Genomic DNA, 20151 nt, shown 5'->3' with positions numbered 1-20151 from the left:
TCTCTCTTCAGACCTCGACAAAAGGAGCTTTCCAAATGACACAACAGGTCGCCTTCACAGACACGACTTTCCAACTTTTGGAAGGTCTTCGCGATAACAATAACAAAGAATGGTACGCCGAAAACAAGGCTGCGTTCAAAGCCGCTTGCCTCGATCCTTTCGCGCTACTTCTCGACCAGATAACAAACCGCGTTGCGGGTGAGCCCTTGCCGTTGGAAGGTAGCGAGCAAACGATGTTTCGGATGCACCGCGACGTTCGGTTCTCAAAGGACAAAAGCCCCTACAAACCATCCGTGTCTGGCATGATGACTCGTTCCGGCACGAAAGCTGAAATGAACGGTATGGCGTTTATTCAGATGGACCCAACCGGCGGCTTTGTCGCGGGCGGCTTCTACCGACTGCCGACCCCAAAGCTGAACGCGATCCGCCAGCGGATCATCGACCAAGCAGATGAATTCTCCACAATTCTCGACACGCTCAAAAGCCAAGGCCATCAGCTATCCGAAATGCAACGGCTGACCCGTATGCCAAAGGGCTTCACACAGTACGACGATCATATCCACGCCGAACACGTCAAGCTCAAAGGCTTCATCGTCAGACGGGCATTTGATCGCGACGTTTGGGTTAGCGGTGAAATCGCAGCTTTGGGTGCCGTTGTCGTCAGCCAAGTTGCCCCACTCCTTCAATTTGGCATGGACGCCCTACAGGACGCCTAGCCCCACTCCGACCTTCACACACACATTTTCCCATTCGCCCGAAAGTATGAACATGAAACTCTCAGAAATCCTCATCAATCTGCTATTTGGCTTCGCCATCTGCTGTGTTGGCATGTTCGCATCCGCAACAGTTCTGTTGGCTTACCCGGTCGTAGAAATCGAAGACCCGTCCGCCACCGAAACCGATGAAGCATTTGGGGTCTGCGGACCGATCAATCTGGTCCTCTACCCGTCCGATCGCGCTGATGACGCTCACGACCTCACCATCTGCGTCATGCCCATCGAGGCGCTAGGTCTTCCCGTCCTTTCTGAACCGGAGCAGGACGGATGACCGAACATATTTTCAACGCTGCGCAGCTCGACAATTGGGCGCGTGATGAACCGAACTACTGGGCCAAGCCCACGTACCCAATGCCAAACATCCAAGCCTTCAAATCCACTGCTTTGCTGTTTGCCATAATCATCGGTCTGGTCATTCAAACCTCGGATCAAGCCGAGACCCCGACCAGTGCCGATCCAACAAACGCCGTTCAAGCGGCGGTCGTAATCACTCTCTCAAATAATGGAGCCTACAATGACTGACCTTAAAGACCTCCCACACCGCTTTGCCCGTGCAATGGAAACCCATGACGTCGCCACCATTGGCGAATGGGTCCATGAAGACTACGTGCAGCACAACCCTTTTGTTCCACAAGGCATCCCCGGCGTTGCGTTCTTCGTAAACGCTTGGAACGAAGGGTTCAGCGATACCAAAGTCACCGTCGAAGACGTGATCGTTGACGGTGATCGTGTTGTCGGACGCTTTACATTCCGCGCCAAGCATACGGGCTCGTTCATTGGTGTGCCTGCTACCGGCAAGGACATCACGATGACCAGTATCGACATTTGGCGCATCAAGGATGGCAAATTTGCCGAGCATTGGGACGAGCACAATGGCCTCGAGTTCTTTGAACAGATTGGTGGCCGCCCCGGTAAGCCGCCAGCAGGCAAGTAACCTATTCTAATCCGCCTGCCCGTCATCGGTTCCTCCCGCCGGTGCCGGGCCAAGGAAAATCATAAATCGAAGGACAGTTTTCATGAACCCTCACGCACATCATGATCCGGGCACATCCCCGGCAATCGGACCAACGCTTGCCGTTTTGGCAATTTCCAGCCTCACAATCATGGCAAACGCTACCATCGCACCATCCCTGCCCGGTTTGGCACAAGCATTTGCTGACGTCCCAAATGTGGAGACGCTCCTAGGATTACTTCTGAGCCTTCCATCTCTTGCAATTATCCTGACTGCTGGTCTCGCTGGGATTATTGCAGACAAAATCGGCCGCAAGCCCGTTTTGTATGTTTCGCTCATTCTCTATGCACTAGGCGGCGCATCCGGCCTTGTTTTGGATACGCTTAATGGTCTCCTTATCGGGCGTATTGTCCTTGGCGTTGGTGTTGCTGGTGCGATGACTATCGCGACGATGCTGGCTGCTGACCTCTGGACTGGCCAAGCCCGGATGAAGTTTATGGGCAAACAAGCCGCTGTCATGAGCATGGGCGGGATTGTCTTTCTACTTGTCGGCGGTGCGCTCGCTGAGATCTCATGGCGGGGTGCATTCGGGATCTATCTGTTGGCACTCCCCTTCGCAGTTTTGTGCATGGCGAACCTAACCGATGATGTGATGACCAAACCTGCAGCCACAGCCCAGAAAGTGAAACTCGATTGGGGCATCTGCCTGAAAATTGGCATCCTTGGTTTTTTCACGATGGCAGTTTTTTACCTGATCCCGACGCGTCTACCTTTTTTGCTGGCTGAAATCGGTGTTACATCTCCCGCCGCCTCCGGCGCCGCAATTGCCGCAGTAACATTAGCCGGTGTTCCTGCATCGCTTAACTTCCAGCGAATCCGAGCCAAACTCTCTCCCACTGGCATTTATGCACTCGGCTTCAGCTCGATGTTCATTGGGTTCGCCATCATCACTACGGCGAATGGTTATGCCCAGATCATCGTAGGTGGGTTGTTTGTTGGTGCGGCGTTGGGCTTTATCATGCCCAATCAGAACATGTGGCTAATGAGCTCTGTCGCTCCACAAGCGCGAGGCCGTGCCGCTGGTGTTCTGACAACCTTTGTCTTTGCAGGCCAGTTCGCTGGGCCAGTAATTGCAGGACTTCTTGCACCTTCCGTTGGATTGAGCGGATTGTTCGCGACTTTCGCTGGGGCTCTTGCTGTGGTTGCCGCCATAATGCTGGTGATCAGCTTGCTATCACGCCAGCTGCAATCGGCTGGAAAACCTGCCGAATGAGATCTGCGCCACCCCTGAATGAGGGGTGGCGCAATAACCCTTCTTTCAAAGGAGTAAGATAATGAAAAAGATTGATGTCGAAGATGACTTCAAACGCTCCAGGTTCCTCATCGTTGCAATGGTTCTTCAGGTCGTCTTAGTTCTTGTGTTCATGTTCATCTATCTGCAGTTCATGTAGCCAGTCCAATGGCGATGACTGAATTTCTCTAAGTCTTTGACTTCATCCGAAATCTCGGCTGAAGCCAAAAAAGCTTTCACTGAGCATGACCTTGAGTAGTCAGCGCCGTGTGATCTAGCTTTGCTGAACTAGTTCGGATCTGGTCTGATCGCATCTATTTGTCCTCCTATCAATCTCCGCAGGTTTAGTGTGCGGTAAAATATTATTTATAATAATCAGTGTATTATAAGATATTTTCCCCAAGTATCAAAAAAAAGACACGTTTTGACTGGACGTCCGGTCATAATGATTTACATGACTGACTATCCAGTCATAAGTCCGCTACTAAGCGCAAAACAACCAAACGGAGCCAGAAAGATGAATACAGTATTGAACCGCCGCAATCTCTTGACCGGAGCAGCTGCTCTGCCCTTGGGCTCTGTAGCCGCCACCGGATTTGCCCAAAGTGCCCCTGCAGGCGCGCCAGTTATCGGTCGCGTGTCACCGCAATATCAGCTGGGGAACATGAAGTTTACGCAGTTGCTTGATGTCTCCGGATTCAAAGATGACCCGAAAGCCGAATACGGTGTAAGCGTTACAGACGAGGAATTCGCGAAGGTTTCTGCTGCGAACTTCATTCCGGCCGATGCCCTACAATTCTATATGTCGCCTACCCTCATCGAGACTGCTGGTCAAAAAATTCTGGTTGATACCGGCGTCGGGAAAGGTGGTCTTGAAAAATCCCTCGCGGAAGCAGGTGTATCGCCAGACGACATTGATATCGTCGTAATTACGCACATGCACCCCGATCACATCGGTGGTTTGATGGCCGACGGCCTGCCTATCTATAAGAATGCCCGCTACGTCACAGGCTCCGACGAATATAACTTTTGGGCAAAAATGGATGAAGGAAACTTTGTCGGAGACATGGTACGCAGATTGTTCACGCCTTTGGCGGAACGCGCGACGTTTCTTGGAAACGGAGGGGAAGTTGTTTCTGGCATATCTCTAGAGGCGTCTTTTGGGCATTCGCCCGGTCACATGTGTGTTCGGCTGGAGAGCGAAGGCCAGCAGATCATGATGACTGCAGATCTCGCCAATCACTACATTTGGTCGTTTGCGGAACCGGATTGGGCATTTAAGTTTGATGCTAATCCCGAGGCAGCTTCGTCCGCGCGCCGCCAGGTCTTAGGAATGTTAGCTGCCGATCAAATCCCGATGATTGGATACCACATGCCATTCCCGGGCGTGGGCTATGTCGAGACACGCGGGAACGGGTTCCGGTTCGTCCCAGCATCTTACCAGCTTCTCGGATAGGCGACGACTTGGTGGGTTCACTTCACAACACGAACCCATCTCATAGTTGATCTTAGGTCAATCAATCTGTCTGTGATTAGGAGCTGACAATGCTAAAAGAATACATTCGCTTGCTCTATGTGGGACTACGTGAGTTGTTTTGGGTTGCAGTTGCCGTGGCGATCGTCGGTGGTGGCGTTTTCGGCTTCCAGTATCTCGGCGACAAAAAAGTCGTCGTGGAAGCACAACAGATTGAAAGGCCCATAGCGCTTGTTGAGACTGTTGTACCGGAGATCTGGGACGCTCCCCTCCCAATTCGAGCCGAAGGGTTTGTTGTTCCGCATCAACAGTTGACATTGTCTGCACAGAGTGGAGGACGGGTGATCGACGTTCATCCATCGATCCTGTCTCGCGGGCTGTTTTCTGAAGGTGAAGTGTTGATCCGACTTGATGACCGGGCTGAGCGCGCCGCTTTGGCACAAACCGACGCGGCCATCACCGCAACCAACGTTCGGATTTCGCAGTTGGAGGATAATCTTGCGCGGGCCGAGGAACTTTTGAGCCGTCAAGTTGCCACGCAAACGCAGGTTGACACTCTGGAAAGCCAACTTGCCGAGCAGCAAGCAAACTTACAAGGACTCCAGGCATCCAGATTGTCCGCTGAGTTTGCCTTGGATGATCGTATGGTACTTGCCCCGTTTGATGGTGCCGTGTTGTCCAAATTCGTTGAAAGCGGAGATGTTATCGGAGTTGGGCAGGCTCTGGCTGAGATTTTCACTGTCGATGAGCTTGAGGTCACCGTACCGGTTCGACAAGCCGAAGCTGCTTTGATTCCTCGGCTTTTTGCAAGTGGTCAAGCGCGGGCTAGCATAGATATTCCTTTTGCCACTAGTATATTTCGTTGGAGCGGTTACGTTGAACGGGTCGAACCACAATTGGACCAGGCAACCCGCACGCTGAGTGTCACTGTTCGACTGGAAGCGCTTATGGGCCTTGTCGAGAACGGGACCATAGTTGACAGACCTTCGTCAGATGCGCCCCCTGCTTTGGTCAACACCTTTGCACGCGTGCAGATCTCCGGGGTCAAAAAGGACAGCCTGTATCGTATCCCAACCGTCGCCGTGCGCAACGATAGCATCTGGATCAATGACAATGGGAAGCTGGCAAACATAGACGTCCGGCGGATCCATGTGGATGGTGACTGGACATTCGTGCAAACAACTGACCTCAACAACTCTGCGCGTGTTGTTTTATCCCAGTTGGCTGCACCGTCTGTTGGAATGCCGGTCCGCGATACATCTGAAATGATCAGTGCTTCCCTTGAGGTGTCACAATGAACTCTGCTATTCGCTGGACCACAGAGCATCCGGTCGCCGCGATGCTCACAGTGTTGTTTCTTTTGGCGCTCGGAACTTTGACCGCCATGACAATGCCCCAAAAAACCTTCCCGGAATTCACATTGGATTCGGTAAGTATATCGGTTGCCTATCCCGGGGCGTCTCCGCAGGAATTAGAGCAGAGCGTCATCCGTCCAATCGAAGATGAGCTTACGGTTGTGGATGGCATAGACGAAATTACTGCAAGCATCTCAGAGGGCCGCGGCGGGATCACCGTTACATTCCTTCTTGGCGAAAATCTGGCCGAAAAGCTCGATGAGATTCGGACTGAAATCGACAGCATCGATGTGTTCCCAGAAGACGTTGAAGACCCGGTTGTTGTTCAATCGACAAACTCTTCTCGGGTGGTCGAAATCGCAATTCACGGCTCGGCTTCGGAACATATACTCACAGAAACTGCAGAACGTCTTCGAGACGAACTGATCACTCTGGATGGAATCTCCTATGTCGAGGTGGGCAACCGACGCGACTATGAGGTGGCCATCGAAGTAGACCGCGACACCTTACGTGCCTATGGCCTTACGATGGCTGAGGTCGCACGAGCCATTCAACAAAACTCCCTCGAGCTCCCGGGTGGCGCGATTGAAACCGACGCTTTGACGTTTCCCATTCGGACCATCGGCAGAAATTTCACCCAAGCCGATTTTGAAAACATAGTCGTGCGTACAGGTGAAAATGGCGGCCGAATTTTTCTACGTGACATCGCGCAAGTAGTCGATGGTTTCGAGGACAGCGATTTTTCAGCAAGTTTTGCAGGCGAGCGTTCTGTTGCCGTAAACGTCTTTCGAGTTGGAGAAGAGCAGGTTCTTGGTATCGTAGAGACTACGCAGGACTACCTTCAAAATGAATTCCGCCCGAAGTTACAAGATGGTGTTTCCGCGACAATTTGGCAAAATGATGCACGCGAACTGCAATCGCGCCTGGACATCTTGGTCAGCAATGCCGTCCTTGGTCTTGCGCTGGTGATTATTTGCCTTGCGCTCTTTCTGGATTTCCGGCTGGCTGCGTGGTCGGCGGTGGGGATAGCGGTGTCATTTGCGGCCGCTCTCATTGTTATGTCTGCAGCAGGCATGTCGATCAACATGATCTCCTTGTTTGGGTTTATTCTTGCGATTGGCATCATTGTGGACAATGCCATTGTCGTTTCAGAGAATATATACACTTTCGGCGAACGAGGGATGACGCCGTTAGAGGCGGCAATCCGGGCGACACAACGCATAGCCATTCCAGTGGTCTTTTCAACTGTCACAACGCTAGTCGCGTTTTGGCCCCTTTTGCAGTTGCCCGGCACACTTGGAAAATTCCTGTCTGACATTCCGCTTGTGGTGATGATTGTCTTGTCGATGTCGATGCTGCAAGCTTTGTTCATATTGCCTCGCAATCTCTCCAAACTCGATGTGTCGCCGGACTATCGGCCAAATATCGTTCTGCGGACGCTAGGGTGCGCCCGATCTGGCGTCGACTGGCTGCTGCAGAAATTCATAAATGGACCACTTGATACCGTTCTTCGATTTGCGACACGCCGCGTTCTTGTGCCCATTGCCGGTGCGATTGCATTGATGATTCTCACCGTTGGTTTGCTTGCGCATGGCTACGTTCGCTTCGTGTTTTTTCCGTCCATCGACGGAGCCTTTGTCACTGCCAGCATTGAAATGTCTGACGGGACTACCTTTGGTACTACTGAAAACGTGGCGGAAACTGTCCGCTTAGCTGCAATAGAAGCCGCTGACACGATACAATCACGATTGTCGTCCGACGCGCCCCCTGTTTTAGTCGGTGTAAACGTTGTTGTTGGCCGAGCTGCGCCTCAAGGTGGTCCCGATGCCGGTCCGGCGGCCGCTGGCGCAACCGTTGCCCATGTCGTAGTTGAAATCACTGACCCCGAATTACGCGATTGGCCTACTCGCGATTTCGAAGCCGCTTGGAATAGCGCTATCGGAGATATTGCTGGAGTCAACAGTTTGACTGTTTCGGCTCAGCTCGTAGGTGCTGGTGACCCCATTTCAGTCGAATTATCACTCCCCGACGGTCAAGACATCAGCACTGTCGTTGAGGATTTGCGCAATGAGCTTCGCGAAATACCAGGAGTTTTTGCGATACGAGATGACAATTCAGCGGGACGAATGGAATACCGTCTTGCGTTGCGCGATGAGGCCAGAATTTGGGGCGTCTCAATCGAAGATCTTGCGACTCAAACCCGCGCCGGTTTCTACGGCCTCGAAGCAACGACGGTCCAAAGAGGTGCAGATAATGTGGCGGTAATTGTGCGCTATCCCGAACAGGACAGGGACAGCCTTTCCGATCTACTCGACAGCTGGATCCACACCCCTTCCGGTACCCTTCTTCCGCTATCAGCGGTTGCGAACATCGAGGAGGACCTAGCCCCAACAGAAATTTTGAGGCGTAACGGGCGGCAAATTACAACAGTGACCGCTGATATTGATACTTCGATCATCACAGGCCAAGAGGCGAATGGGATTATTCGAAGCAAACTGGTTCCCGCTTTGACGTCTCAGTTTGACGGACTGATCGTAGAGTTCGGCGGAGAGCAGCGAACTCAAGGCGACGCGGCCTCATCACTTGGGAAAGCCGTTATTATTGCTCTCTTTGTGATTTTTGCTCTTTTGGCACTGGTCTTCCGGTCATATGTGCAACCCATTGTTGTGATGCTGGCCATCCCATTGGGGTTGATTGGAGCTGTAACAGGCCACCTCATCGTCGGCGTGCCTTTGTCACTTTTGTCCATCTTCGGCATCATCGGATTGGCCGGAGTCGTGATCAACAACTCTCTGGTGTTGGTTGACTTATACAACGAATATTTGACCCAAGGGCTTGAGCTGCAAGAGGCAGTTGTTCGCGGGACAAAGGAGCGTTTCCGTCCCATTTTACTGACGTCAGTGACAACTTTCCTCGGCGTTTATCCATTGATACTGGAAACCTCAATTCAAGCCCAGTTCCTGGTTCCCTTAGCAGTTTCAATCGGATACGGCGTCTTGTTCGGGACGGCTGTGGTAGTTCTTTGCGTACCAGCTGTGTTCGTTGGGTTGTCCCGTATCACGCAATTCTTCGAGAAAGTATTTGGACGCGCCAACGGCTTGAAGGCCGAAACGATAAAAGTGGATCCACCCAAACTGGTGACAACCTTGGACACCCCTTCGGTCATCGCAGCAGAGTGATGCTAACGATAAGTAATGCCGATGTTACTGTTGCCAGTGATCCTAAATACTTGTTGTGCTGTTGCGCGCGAACCCGATGATTCTTAAGCCGTATTCTGTCTTCCGATTAACTCTGGCGACTGTCAGGCTGCGAAATCTCACTACGTCGGTCTTCTTTGTGTCGACGTGTCGCTTGACGGAAGCCCTGTTTTTCTTAGCCATAGAGCGTAGGATTTTCGTCTCGCTCCGACTGAACCTCAAAATCCAGTGAATTCAATGCCTTAACTTTATGCATGCGTTTGGTTTGTGAGCCCAACACCCGCTTGCTTTACCAACTTATAGTCTTTCAGTGCATTACTCTGCGGCAATGGGCTTTTCGAGTTTGAACGGAACAACGCCGTCATCGATCAGCTCTTTTGCTACTCGATGGCCGGAGTGAATGGCTGCCTGAATCATCCCCGGCACCAGACAATCGCCTATTAAGAATGCCCTCGAATCTGGCTGGCTCTGCGCGAAGCCTTCATATAGCGCCTTGTTCGGCGTACGAGCACCGACAAAGATCAATGCAGATGCTTCAAACCGTTTCTCGCTGTCACAAGCATAAGCGTCTTCCACTGTAACCACCCCGGCACGATAATCTCTGAAAGTGCTATTTACGTGCATGGAAATGCCAAGCGACTTGAAGCGGCCAATGATGCTGCGCTGTTCCAGCGTGTATGCCGTCCAACTTGCAACGCTTTCAAGCGGTGTAACATAGGTCACGTCGCACCCTTTGGCGTGCAGGTGTTCAGCAAGAACACTCGCCATATAGAAGTGGTCGTCATCATAGACCACGACAGGGCCGTCCGGCACTTTACCGGCGATGATGTCCGCGGGCGTCAGTACATTCGTGCCCGATGCCCAATCGACGGCGTCAAAATTTGACCGCCCGACACCGTCACAACGCCAGGATGCGCCGGTCGCGAAAATGATATTGTCGGCGCCAAAGTCGCCAAGATCGCCAGCTTCGAGTGGGCTGGCGGTGTAGATATCGACATTACCCCTTTGCTGTAGGTTCCACAGCCGGTAATCAATCACGCGCCGATACCCGTGCAGGCCCGGAAGTCCGCCCTCCAGAAGAGCGCGACCGCCAACCTCGTCTGCTGCATCGGCAAGCGTCACTTGATGCCCCGCCTTTGCAAGAGTCAGGGCACATTCCAGTCCAGCGGGACCGGCACCAACAATCAGACTGGTTTCCTGCTTGTTCGCTTGTCCTACGATTTCGGGATGCCAACCGCGCCGCCATTCTTCTCCGATCGTTGGGTTCTGGGTACATCGAAGTGGGACACCGTAAGCATCCATGCTGACACAGATGTTACAACCCACACATTCGCGAATTTCCTCAACGCGGTTCTCTTTTATTTTATTGGGCAGGAAAGGATCGGCAATTGATGGGCGTGCGCCACCTATCAAGTCTAACTTGCCGGATTTGATGACCGATGCCATCGTATCCGGTGACGTAAATCGTCCCACACCTACTACTGGCTTGTTCGTGACCTGCTTTACGAAAGACGTAAACTCAAGCTGGTAGCCTTGCTCAGTGAAACGAGATGTCGCGGAGTCAGCTGACCAGCCGGAAATGTTAACATCCCAAAGGTCGGGAAGGTCTGCGAGCATTTCGACAACCTCCCTGCCCTCGCCATCGTAGGTCATTGCATGTTTGGCACCTGGCTCATGCACGGCAAACCGCAAAGCTACAGCGCGCTCCCCTTCAGCCAACTCAAGTGTGTCTTCAAGAATTTCGCGCAAAAGACGCGCGCGGTTTTCCAAAGATCCACCGTATTCATCGCTGCGGAAATTCGTGCGCCGTGACAGGAAATGTGAGAGGAGCGAAATGTCATGTGCGGCATAGACATAGAGAATGTCATAGCCAACATCCTTGGCGTTTTGTGCGGCCTTCTTGTGCGCACGTCGGAACTCTCGAATGTCGGATTTGTCCATAGCCTTTGCTTGCACCGGCAGTTCAGCCCGCAAAATAGGCAAGTCTGATGGTCCAATCACCGGCACGCCTGTGGCAAAGTTTCGCGCCCTCATCCCGCCGTGTGCTAACTCGATCGCTGCCAAGGAGCCATGTGCCTTGATCGCTTCAACTTGCTTGGCGTGTTGGTCCAGATAGACATCGTCCCAAATTCGTTCGATCGGGTGATTTGCCATATCAGAGTTGTTGCTGACCTCAGTGATCTGAACGGCGACTGTTCCCCAGCCACCTTCCGCTTTCATTGCCCTCAGGGCTGTTGAGCCTGCAGGCAGAGAAAATCCATGACCCGTAGCGTGAGGCGCGGCGAAAAAGCGGTTTGGTGCCGTAACGGGTCCAATTTTGACGGGTTCGAACAATAGATCGTAACTCATGGCTCTTCGACTTCCTTTGAAAATAGGATCATTATTGTCACCAACGGAATTTATATTGCAAAATCTAGCGAGAATTGTCAATCTGCTCTAAACGAAAATTCTGCGTTCCGATCTTAAGGAGGCCTCTCTATGAACATTCTCTACATCATGTTCGACCAGCTTCGGTTTGATTACCTGAGTTGCGCGGGTCACCCCACATTGCACACCCCCAACATTGACGAAATCGCGGCAAAGGGCGTGCGGTTTACTGAGGCCTACACGCAATCTCCCGTCTGTGGTGCTGCACGCATGAGCGCTTATACAGGTCGATACGTCAGCAGCCATGGCGCGCAATGGAATGGATATCCTCTGCGGGTCGGTGAACTGACCCTTGGCGATCACCTTAGAGCTGGTGGTGTCGGGTGTTGGTTGGTCGGTAAAACGCATATGAAAGCGGACATAAAGGGAATGGAGCGCCTTGGCCTGTCGCCCGATTCTGTCATTGGTGCCCGCCAATCCGAATGTGGGTTTGATGTTTGGTGCAGGGACGATGGCCTTTGGGCTGTCGGTCCTGATGGGCCCTATGATGCTAAACGAAGCCCTTACAACGAATATCTGAAGTCAAAAGGCTACGAAGGCGAAAACCCTTGGGCTGACTTTGCAAACGCCGGCCTCGACGGCAATGAAATCGCCAGCGGCTGGTTTATGAAAAACGCCGACCTACCGGCTAACATTGACGAGGCTGACAGCGAAACCCCGTGGCTGACAACGGAAGCCATCAAGTTCATGAACGCTACATCTGAACCCTGGTGCGCGCACATAAGCTATATCAAACCCCATTGGCCCTATATTGTCCCGGCCCCCTACCACGACATGTACTCCGCTAAGGATATCGTTCCGGTTGTCAAAGACCCGGCAGAACTGGAGAACCCCCACCCCATTTATGAGGCTTTTGCCTCCGGTCGCGTAGGAAAGAGTTTCTCCCGTGAAGATGTCCGTGAGAAAGTGATTCCGATCTACATGGGGTTGATCAAGCAATGCGATGACCAGGTGGGGCGTCTGCTGCGGTACCTAAAGGAAACAGGGCGCGACAAAGACACCATGATCATCATTACATCTGATCATGGGGATTATCTGGGTGATCATTGGTTAGGCGAAAAGGATCTCTTTCATGCCCCGTCCGTCAAGGTTCCTCTGATCATTTACGATCCTCGCGAAAGCGCCGAAATGACACGCGGCACGGTCTGCAATGATCTCGTCGAAGCGATTGACGTAACAGCAACCATCATTGATGCGGCCAGATGCGAAGTCCCCTTAAACGTTGTCGAAGGACGCTCGCTTATGCCTTACCTGCAAGGGCGAGAACATCCTAACCCAAGGACCTATGCTGTCAGTGAATATGACTATTCAAGTCACCCAGTTTGTAGAGAGATTGATGTGCCTGCCAAAGATGCAAGGATGTTTATGGTTGCCACCCACGACTGGAAACTTGTCCATTGCGAAGGCGGCTTGCCGCCAATGCTGTTTGACCTGGCCAACGACCCTGAGGAGTTGAAAGATCTCGGAACAAACGCTGATTACATCGACGCAAGAGCAGCAATGTATGTCTATTTGCATGATTGGTCACTTCGAATGTCGCAGCGGGTCACCATATCTGATGCCGAAATAGCTAAGAAACGCCAAGATGGCGGGCAAACAGGCGTTGTGCTTGGACTGGTTGAGGAAAATGACGTGCCTGAGGCTTGGACTGCCAGCTACCGTGGGTCAGCTCCTAACCGGTCAAAACGCTAGCTTGACTGCAAGCCCGTTAACGCTGTTTCCAACCGAGAAACGGCCTCTTTCAAAAAGGGTAACAGTTCGTCTCGTCTACCATCTGTCAGATCACTTTTTGGCAGAGCCAACGCAATTGACCCTGCGGGGTCGTGCTCATCCTGAAAGAATGGCATCGCTATGCTCGATACATCTGACTCGAAAGTGTTACGTGTTTGAGAATATCCTTGAGACCTAAACGTGCTCGTCATTTTCCGAAGCTCAGGTTTCGAAGTGACGGTCGCTTCAGTCATTTTTTCTCGCTTCATCGACAGAATCTTGTTTGCTGTTTCGGCGCTCGCAAACGAGAGGTATGCCAAGCCGGATGCTGTCGCATGATAGTATAGAATTTGCGAGGGCACGATGTTCACAACGTGCCCCCTGTTTGGAAGCCTGTGGGCGATCGTGGTCATCCCTTGCGCCCCTGGAATGCTCACATGCACGGTTTCGTTTGTTTGTTCGACCAGCCAATTTGCAACCTCTTGCGCGGCACGGGTTACCGGAACCGTCGCTTCGCGAATACGAGCAAGTCGAAGAAATCCATGACCAAGGCGATACTTGCGCGTGTCTGACGACTGCTCGATAAAACCATGTTTGGACAAGGCGACAAGCAGCCTGCGGGTCGCAGCTTTGTCTAAACCTGCCATTCGAGACAGTTCGCTCAACCCGATCTCGGTGTTTTCCATTGAGAACTGGTCAAGAACCGATAGCGCCTTGTCGACCGTCTTCATCTAGTGTCCCGCCTAATTCTGTTCTTAGGGCACACTAGCAAAATCACCTATGTTGTCTATAGTGAACCTATGGACGTAACCTAAGTTCTTTTCGCGGCGTCTAGGGCGGAACGCAAGATGTCTCGATCCCCAATGTGGTTTGCAAGGACGAGAATGAGCCTAGCATTCAAAGCCTCACTCTCTTTGTCGGTGAGGCCTTGATGGCTCTCAAGAAGCTCATCGTAGAAGCCGTCGGGGTCGTTGATATTTGGTAAAAGGTTCAATGTCATTTTAGTGTCCCTTTCCGATCGCTGTACGCAATGCGGCTTCGATATCTGCCACACTCGCCGTCTTCCATCTTGCAACGACATGCTGATCCGGTCTGATCAAATAGACCCCGGAAGTCTCTGACCCTAGATACCGTTCCTTGACCGCACCTGTCGGATCATCATTGTCCGTTGAGAGTTCGATTGACGCAACAGAGATGCCGTCGACATTCGAAACCGAAGGCGCGGGTTCATTCACGGCCAGGATTGTAAACTCACCGCCAAGCCGCCCGAGAAGGAAACCATCACCAAGCGGAGCGTCGACACAAGGCGCGCCTACCCTGGTTCTTGCCGGTCCAGATAAGTGATCGGGGCCATTTAGCGACAACTCGTCGTAAACGCACGGCACGGACAGCCGCCCGGAGTTCACCAAAGGCCGGGCAAACTCATAGTCTCTGGCCAACTCAAGAACCGCATTTCGGAACGTCTTGCTGACGTCGCTCTTTGGGGTCAAGAAATCTGTCGCACGTGTCGAGTTCAAAATATTCTCATCCGCACCATAGGCGCGCTCTTCTGAGTAGCTATCGAGTAAACTTTCAGTTGCAAGCTCTTTGACCACAAGGTCCAGCTTCCAGGCAAGATTTTCTGCGTCCTGAATGCCAGAGTTTGCGCCTCGCGCTCCAAACGGCGAAACCTGATGCGCACTGTCACCCGCAAAGATCACGTTGCCGTGGCGAAATTCCTTCATGCGCCGACATTGGAACGTATAGATTGACGTCCACTCAAGTTCGTACTCCGCCCCTTCACCCAACATCGCGTCGACGCGTGCGCGGATGTTCTCTTCCTTGAGTTCTTTTTCTCGATCGATTTCCCAGCCAAGTTGGAAATCAATGCGCCAGATGTCATCGGGCTGTTTATGTAAAAGAGCGGAGGAACCGCTGTCCTTGAAAGGTGGCTCGAACCAGAACCACCGTTCGGTTGGAAAATCAGCGGTCATCTTGACGTCGGCGATCAGGAAATTGTCTTCGAAAACACGGCCATCAAAGCTCAGTCCAAGCATGTCGCGAACCGGCGAACGTGCACCATCACAAGCAACAACCCAATCGGCCTCAATTTGATATGGCCCGTCAGGTGTATCGACGTCCAACAGGCTGTAATCTTCTTTTTGAGTAAGTGCCCTGACGGCGTTGCGCCCTCGGATTTCGATCAGAGCGCCCTCTGATTGTGCTTTGCGAATTTCGTCAACCAGGAACTTTTCGAAATAGGGTTGTTGCAGATTTATGAAGGCCGGTCGCTTGTGACCGTCTTCGGGCTGAAGGTTAAACTCGAATATTCGCTCGTCGCCGTGGAACACCTTTCCGACGTTCCATACAACCCCTTTGTCCACCATCGCGTCACCTGCGCCCAGCCGGTCGCAGATCTCCAAAGTCCGTTTGGCAAAACAGATCGCACGGCTTCCCTGACCGACACCTTCGTGGTCATCTAGGACAAGGACCGGTGTCCCTTTTCGTCCCAGGTCAAGGGCCACGGCCATACCGATCGGACCACCGCCGATGACAACAACAGGATGGCGTTGCGCCGCTTCCTGCTGCGCCGCTATTTTTTCATACGGATACAGTTTGAATGCGATGTCGTAGCGAACGTCGACCATGGTATTCCCTCCCCTATATTAGAGCTTCAGCCTTGCAACTGTTCCCACATTTCCAAATCGCGCTTATCGGTCCAGATGCGGGGATGCCAAATGCCTCGGGCTTCGTCATAGGCCCGGCTGACGTTGAATGGCAGGCAGTGTTCGTAGATGGCATAGTCCTTGAATTTCGGATCACAGGCCGCACGCACCGCGTCCCATGCGTCCTTCAGCGTTCCACCCTTCATTGCCACCTTTTTGGCCGGTTCGTACGTCGAGGTTACGAAGTCTCGCGTGCTTTCAATCGCACGTTCAACCGCATCTTTCCCAACAAGCGCCGCACCCCGACCCGGGGCGATAGCATCAACGTCATAGTCTTTGATGTTGTTCAGTGTCTGACCCCAGTCAGCAAAGTGCCCATCGCCACAATAACACGCTGAGTGATCCTCGACGATGTCGCCGGTGAACATCACATTTTCATCCGGCACATGGATCACAGCGTCGCCTGCGGTATGCGCGCGGCCGATATGTTTGATATCGACCCGGCGCTTGCCCAGATAGACGGTCATCGAGTCGCTGAACGTCGTGGTTGGGTAGGTCAGGCCGGGAATGCTTTCATGGCCTTCAAAAAGGCGGGGAAAGCGTTGGAATTCGCTGTCCCAGTCTTCCTGACCGCGCTCTTCGACCATGCCGCGTGCGACGTCGGACATGATGATCTGATCGGCGCCATAGGCAGAGGCACCCAAAACCCGCACTGCATGATAGTGGGTCAATACCACGTGACTGATGGGCTTGTCGGTGACGCTGCGCACCCGCTCGATCACTTTTTCAGCGAGGCGGGGGGTGGCTTGAGCTTCAACGATCATCACGCTGTCATCGCCGATGATGATGCCTGAGTTCGGATCGCCCTCGGCGGTAAAGGCGTAGAGGTCGCGCCCAACTTCGTCGAAGGTAATTTTCTTTTCGGTCATGTCGCCTTGTGATGCGAATGCTTTTGCCATGGGTAAGGTCCTTATTGGGCCGCCAGAGGTCTCTGGCGGGAATATTCTGAACAAAGCGGGGTGTTACGGGTACTTGATTGCAGGCCGGATCGTTCCGGTGCAGCTGCCAAAGCCGATTTGATAGCCGTCACCTTTCGCCGCGCCGTGCAAAGTCAGCGTGTCGCCGTCTTCGATGAATGTGCGCGTCTCGCCGGTGTCGAGCGTCATGGGCTCCTTGCCGCCCCAGGTGAGTTCCAGCAGCGAGCCGCGCTCGGATTTTTCGGGGCCGGAGATCGTGCCCGACCCCAGCAAATCGCCCGCTGTCATGGCACAGCCAGAAGAGGCGTGGTGGGTCAGCTGCTGGGCGGCTGAGTAATACATCTGGTTATAGTTGGTCCGCGCAATGGTCGTTGGCGTCTTTCCGGCGGGGGCCATCGTGACCGAGAGGTCGATGTCAAACAGCATCGGCGACGGCTCCTGCAAATAGGGCAACAGGTCTTTTTCGCGCTCTGGCGTTGATGTGCGGAACGGGTCCAGCGCCGCTGTCGTCACAATCCATGGGCTGTTGGATGTGGCAAAGGCCTTGGCCTGAAACGGCCCGAGCGGCTGGTATTCCCAGGCCTGAATATCGCGCGCGGACCAGTCATTGAGCAGCACATAGCCAAAAATCATCGCATCCGCCTCAGCCACGGTTATGGGCTGGCCCAGCTGCGTTGACGTGCCGATGACGGCCCCCATTTCCAGCTCGATATCCAGTCGCTTGCAGGGGCCAAAGCCCGGCATCTCGGCATCAGGTGCCTTGGTCTGCCCGTTAGGGCGGATGATGTCTGTGCCTGAGATCACGACCGAGGAGGCCCGCCCGTTATAGCCAATCGGGATGTGCAGCCAGTTGGGCGGCAGCGCGTTTTCGGGGCCACGGAACATGGTGCCGACATTCATCGCGTGGTGCTTGCCTGCGTAAAAGTCGGTGTATTCGGCAACAAGGAACGGCATGTGCATCCGCGCCTTTGATTGCGCGACAAGGAGCGGGGTGAGCTGTGCTTCTTCAGATGCGCCAGCCTTCAGCAAGTCTGTGAGGCGAGCCCGCAAAGCCGCCCAAAGCGCGGGGCCCTGCTACATCACATCGTTCCAGAAGGGCACGTCGAACAGCAAATCCTCGGAAAGCTCCAGCAATCCCGCCGCCTCGGTCGCGGCAAGGTCAAGGATCATGTCCCCGATTGCCACGCCGCAGCGCGGCTCATCCTCGCCGACCGAGAAGACGCCGTATGGCAGGTTGTTCAAAGGAAAAGGTGTCTCGGCGCTGTTGGCGCTTGCGACCCATGATTTCATCAGGCTCATGTGGTGACTTTCGCATCTGGTTGTTGATCGGGATGGGCGGCGGCGATTTCCGGTAGGGCGAGGCATGCCGCCTCGATCCGGGTGAGCTTCGGGAAGGCCGTCAGATCGACGCCCCATCGGTGGGCATTGTACAGCTGCGAGGTGATGCAGATGTCGGCAAGATCGGGCGTGTCGCCAAAAGCAAACGGCGTGTCCTTTGACACCATCGCCTCGACCGCCGCGAAGCCCGACTGCATCCAGTGCTGCATCCAGCCCTGCGCGTCATCGGCGCTGGCCCCATGGGTCTTGCGCAGGTATTGCACGACCCGCAGATTGTTGACGGGGTGGATATCCAGCGCGACCGCATGGGCGGCTGCCATGACTTTGGCGCGCATCAACGGATCTTCGGGAAGCAGCCGAGGGGTCGCGATGGCATCGAGATAGTCAAGGATCGCCAGCGATTGCGTCAGCACGGTCCCGTCATCCAGCACCAGCGTAGGCACTCCCAATCCGGGGTTCAGCGCGGCATAGTCCGCGTCGCGCTGATCGCCTGCGACCAGATCGACCGGGACGGTCTCATAGGCCAGTCCTTTGAGGTTCAGCGCGGCCCGCACCCGGTAGGATGTGGTCGAGCGCCAGTAGGAATAAAGCTTCATTTCTTCCCCGGCGTCCAGTCGAATTTCTTTTCGATATCCGCCCAGCAGTCGATGTAGTCGTCCTGCAATGGCGCCTCATGCGCCGCGAAGGTCGTGAGGTGCTGCGGGAAGCGGGTTTCGAACATGAAGGACATGGTGTTTTCCAGCTTCTCCGCCGTGAGATCGGCATTGGACGCACCCTCAAAGGCGTTCTTGTCAGGCCCGTGGGGCAACATCATGTTGTGCAGCGACATGCCGCCGGGAACGAAGCCTTTGGGCTTGGCGTCGTAAATGCCGTAGATATTGCCCATTAGCTCGGACATGACATTCTTATGATACCATGGCGGGCGGAATGTATCCTCGGCCACCATCCAGCGGTCCCGGAAGAGCACAAAGTCAATGTTCGCCGTGCCCTCAACGCCGGATGGCGCGGTCAGCACCGTGAAGATGGAGGGGTCTGGGTGGTCAAACATGATCGCGCCGACCGGGCAATAGGTGCGCAGGTCATATTTGCAGGGCGCGTAGTTGCCGTGCCACGCGACCACATCCAAAGGGGAATGACCGATCTGCGTTTCATGAAATTGGCTGGCCCATTTGACAGTCACCGTTGACGGGGCATCGCGATCCTCAAAGGCTGCGACGGGGGCTTTAAAATCGCGCGGGTTTGCCATGCAGTTCGCCCCGATGGGGCCGCGACCGGGCAGCTCAAACTTCTGGCCGTAATTTTCGCAGACAAAGCCGCGGGCCGGGCCTTCCAGCACTTCGACGCGGTAGACCAGCCCGCGAGGGATGATCGCGATTTCCTGGGGTTCGATGTCGATCACGCCAAGCTCGGTACAAAAGCGCAAACGGCCCTCCTGTGGCACGACAAGCAGCTCGGAATCGGCTGAGTAGAAATAGGCGTCCACCATGCTGTCCGTGACCAGATAGATATGGCTGGCCATGCCCACCTGGGTGTTCACATCGCCCGCCGTTGTCATCGTGCGCATGCCGGTCAGCCATGTCAGGCCTTCGGTGCTATGGGGGACAGGGTCCCAGCGGTATTGACCCAAAGAGACGACATCCGGGTCCACATGAGGGGCTGATTTCCAATAGGGCAGATCGATTTTTTGGAAGCGATGTGTGTGCTTTACAGACGGGCGGATGCGATAGCACCACGTCCGTTCGTTCTGATGAATTGGGGCAGTGAAGGCAGTGCCGGAAAGCTGTTCGCCGTAAAGGCCATAGTTCACCTTCTGGGGCGAGTTCATGCCTTGGGGCAGCGCACCGGGCAGCGCCTCGGTTTCGAAGTCATTACCAAAGCCAGGCATATAGCCGGCGACGGTGCCGACAGGGGTTGCCGCAGACTTCAATTGGGACGGTGAAATATCTTTGTTCATCAGATAGTCATTTTCGTAACTAACATCATCAATAGTAGTTGCTTTTGTAACTAAC

General features: G+C 53.8%; 16 protein-coding genes and 1 pseudogene. 9 read left to right on the top strand and 8 right to left on the bottom strand.

Annotated features, from left to right (window positions below):
* Positions 1-35 precede the first annotated feature (35 nt).
* The 8 genes from AABB31_RS01335 to AABB31_RS01300 all read left to right on the top strand — a co-directional run bounded on the left by AABB31_RS01335 (position 36) and on the right by AABB31_RS01300 (position 9027).
* A complete protein-coding gene (locus AABB31_RS01335) occupies positions 36-716 on the top strand; it encodes a DUF2461 domain-containing protein (RefSeq protein WP_342074956.1) in 681 nt (226 codons plus the stop codon).
* 52 nt (positions 717-768) lie between these two features.
* The gene (locus tag AABB31_RS01330) at positions 769-1047 is read left to right on the top strand and encodes a hypothetical protein (protein ID WP_373634727.1); all 279 of its coding nucleotides are present in this window, start codon (positions 769-771) and stop codon (positions 1045-1047) included.
* Positions 1044-1298 carry a hypothetical protein gene (locus AABB31_RS01325; RefSeq protein ID WP_342074958.1) on the top strand — a complete coding sequence of 85 codons (255 nt, stop codon included), beginning with the start codon at positions 1044-1046 and terminating at the stop codon, positions 1296-1298. The genes AABB31_RS01330 and AABB31_RS01325 overlap by 4 nt, the downstream gene beginning before the upstream one ends.
* Complete coding sequence (locus AABB31_RS01320; protein WP_342074959.1) at positions 1291-1710, top strand: ester cyclase; 420 nt, start codon at positions 1291-1293, stop codon at positions 1708-1710. Before AABB31_RS01325 ends, AABB31_RS01320 begins: the two co-directional genes overlap by 8 nt.
* Positions 1711-1792: 82 nt before the next feature.
* Positions 1793-3001 carry an MFS transporter gene (locus tag AABB31_RS01315; RefSeq protein WP_342074960.1) on the top strand — a complete coding sequence of 403 codons (1209 nt, stop codon included), beginning with the start codon at positions 1793-1795 and terminating at the stop codon, positions 2999-3001.
* Between the two features lie 535 nt (positions 3002-3536).
* Positions 3537-4475 carry an MBL fold metallo-hydrolase gene (locus tag AABB31_RS01310; protein ID WP_342074961.1) on the top strand — a complete coding sequence of 313 codons (939 nt, stop codon included), beginning with the start codon at positions 3537-3539 and terminating at the stop codon, positions 4473-4475.
* Between the two features lie 89 nt (positions 4476-4564).
* The gene (locus AABB31_RS01305; protein ID WP_342074962.1) at positions 4565-5791 is read left to right on the top strand and encodes an efflux RND transporter periplasmic adaptor subunit; all 1227 of its coding nucleotides are present in this window, start codon (positions 4565-4567) and stop codon (positions 5789-5791) included.
* Positions 5788-9027: an efflux RND transporter permease subunit gene (locus AABB31_RS01300; protein WP_342074963.1), complete on the top strand. Its 3240-nt coding sequence runs from the start codon at positions 5788-5790 to the stop codon at positions 9025-9027. Before AABB31_RS01305 ends, AABB31_RS01300 begins: the two co-directional genes overlap by 4 nt.
* 333 nt (positions 9028-9360) lie before the next feature.
* On the opposite strand, the gene AABB31_RS01295 is transcribed toward AABB31_RS01300, so the two are convergent.
* The gene (locus AABB31_RS01295) at positions 9361-11394 is read right to left on the bottom strand and encodes an FAD-dependent oxidoreductase (RefSeq protein ID WP_342074964.1); all 2034 of its coding nucleotides are present in this window, start codon (positions 11392-11394) and stop codon (positions 9361-9363) included.
* Positions 11395-11523: 129 nt separating this feature from the next.
* Here AABB31_RS01295 and AABB31_RS01290 point away from each other — a divergent pair, with 129 nt between their 5' ends.
* Positions 11524-13164 carry a sulfatase-like hydrolase/transferase gene (locus AABB31_RS01290; RefSeq protein WP_342074965.1) on the top strand — a complete coding sequence of 547 codons (1641 nt, stop codon included), beginning with the start codon at positions 11524-11526 and terminating at the stop codon, positions 13162-13164.
* On the opposite strand, the gene AABB31_RS01285 is transcribed toward AABB31_RS01290, so the two are convergent.
* The 7 genes and pseudogenes from AABB31_RS01285 to hmgA all read right to left on the bottom strand — a co-directional run bounded on the left by AABB31_RS01285 (position 13161) and on the right by hmgA (position 20096).
* Entirely contained in the window at positions 13161-13913 is a 753-nt protein-coding gene (locus AABB31_RS01285; protein WP_342074966.1) for an IclR family transcriptional regulator, read from the bottom strand. The two genes, AABB31_RS01290 and AABB31_RS01285, sit on opposite strands and share 4 nt — an antisense overlap.
* 80 nt (positions 13914-13993) lie before the next feature.
* Positions 13994-14182, bottom strand: a complete 189-nt coding sequence (locus AABB31_RS01280) for a DUF2783 domain-containing protein (RefSeq protein WP_342074967.1) — start codon at positions 14180-14182, stop codon at positions 13994-13996.
* Position 14183: 1 nt separating this feature from the next.
* The gene (locus tag AABB31_RS01275; RefSeq protein WP_373634726.1) at positions 14184-15809 is read right to left on the bottom strand and encodes an FAD-dependent oxidoreductase; all 1626 of its coding nucleotides are present in this window, start codon (positions 15807-15809) and stop codon (positions 14184-14186) included.
* A 26-nt stretch (positions 15810-15835) separates the two neighbouring features.
* Positions 15836-16786 carry an MBL fold metallo-hydrolase gene (locus tag AABB31_RS01270; protein WP_373634725.1) on the bottom strand — a complete coding sequence of 317 codons (951 nt, stop codon included), beginning with the start codon at positions 16784-16786 and terminating at the stop codon, positions 15836-15838.
* Between the two features lie 63 nt (positions 16787-16849).
* Positions 16850-18103: pseudogene (gene fahA / locus AABB31_RS01265) on the bottom strand (fumarylacetoacetase).
* A complete protein-coding gene (gene maiA / locus AABB31_RS01260; protein ID WP_342074968.1) occupies positions 18100-18738 on the bottom strand; it encodes a maleylacetoacetate isomerase in 639 nt (212 codons plus the stop codon). Before maiA ends, fahA begins: the two are co-directional and overlap by 4 nt.
* Positions 18735-20096: a homogentisate 1,2-dioxygenase gene (gene hmgA, locus AABB31_RS01255; RefSeq protein ID WP_342074969.1), complete on the bottom strand. Its 1362-nt coding sequence runs from the start codon at positions 20094-20096 to the stop codon at positions 18735-18737. Before hmgA ends, maiA begins: the two co-directional genes overlap by 4 nt.
* Between the last annotated feature and the right edge of the window lie 55 nt (positions 20097-20151).

The sequence above is a fragment of the Yoonia sp. SS1-5 genome, assembly GCF_038443705.2.
Classification (GTDB): Bacteria; Pseudomonadota; Alphaproteobacteria; order Rhodobacterales; family Rhodobacteraceae; genus Yoonia; species Yoonia rhodophyticola.
Note: the sequence above shows the minus strand (reverse complement) of the source record. Positions and strands in the feature narration are given on the sequence as shown.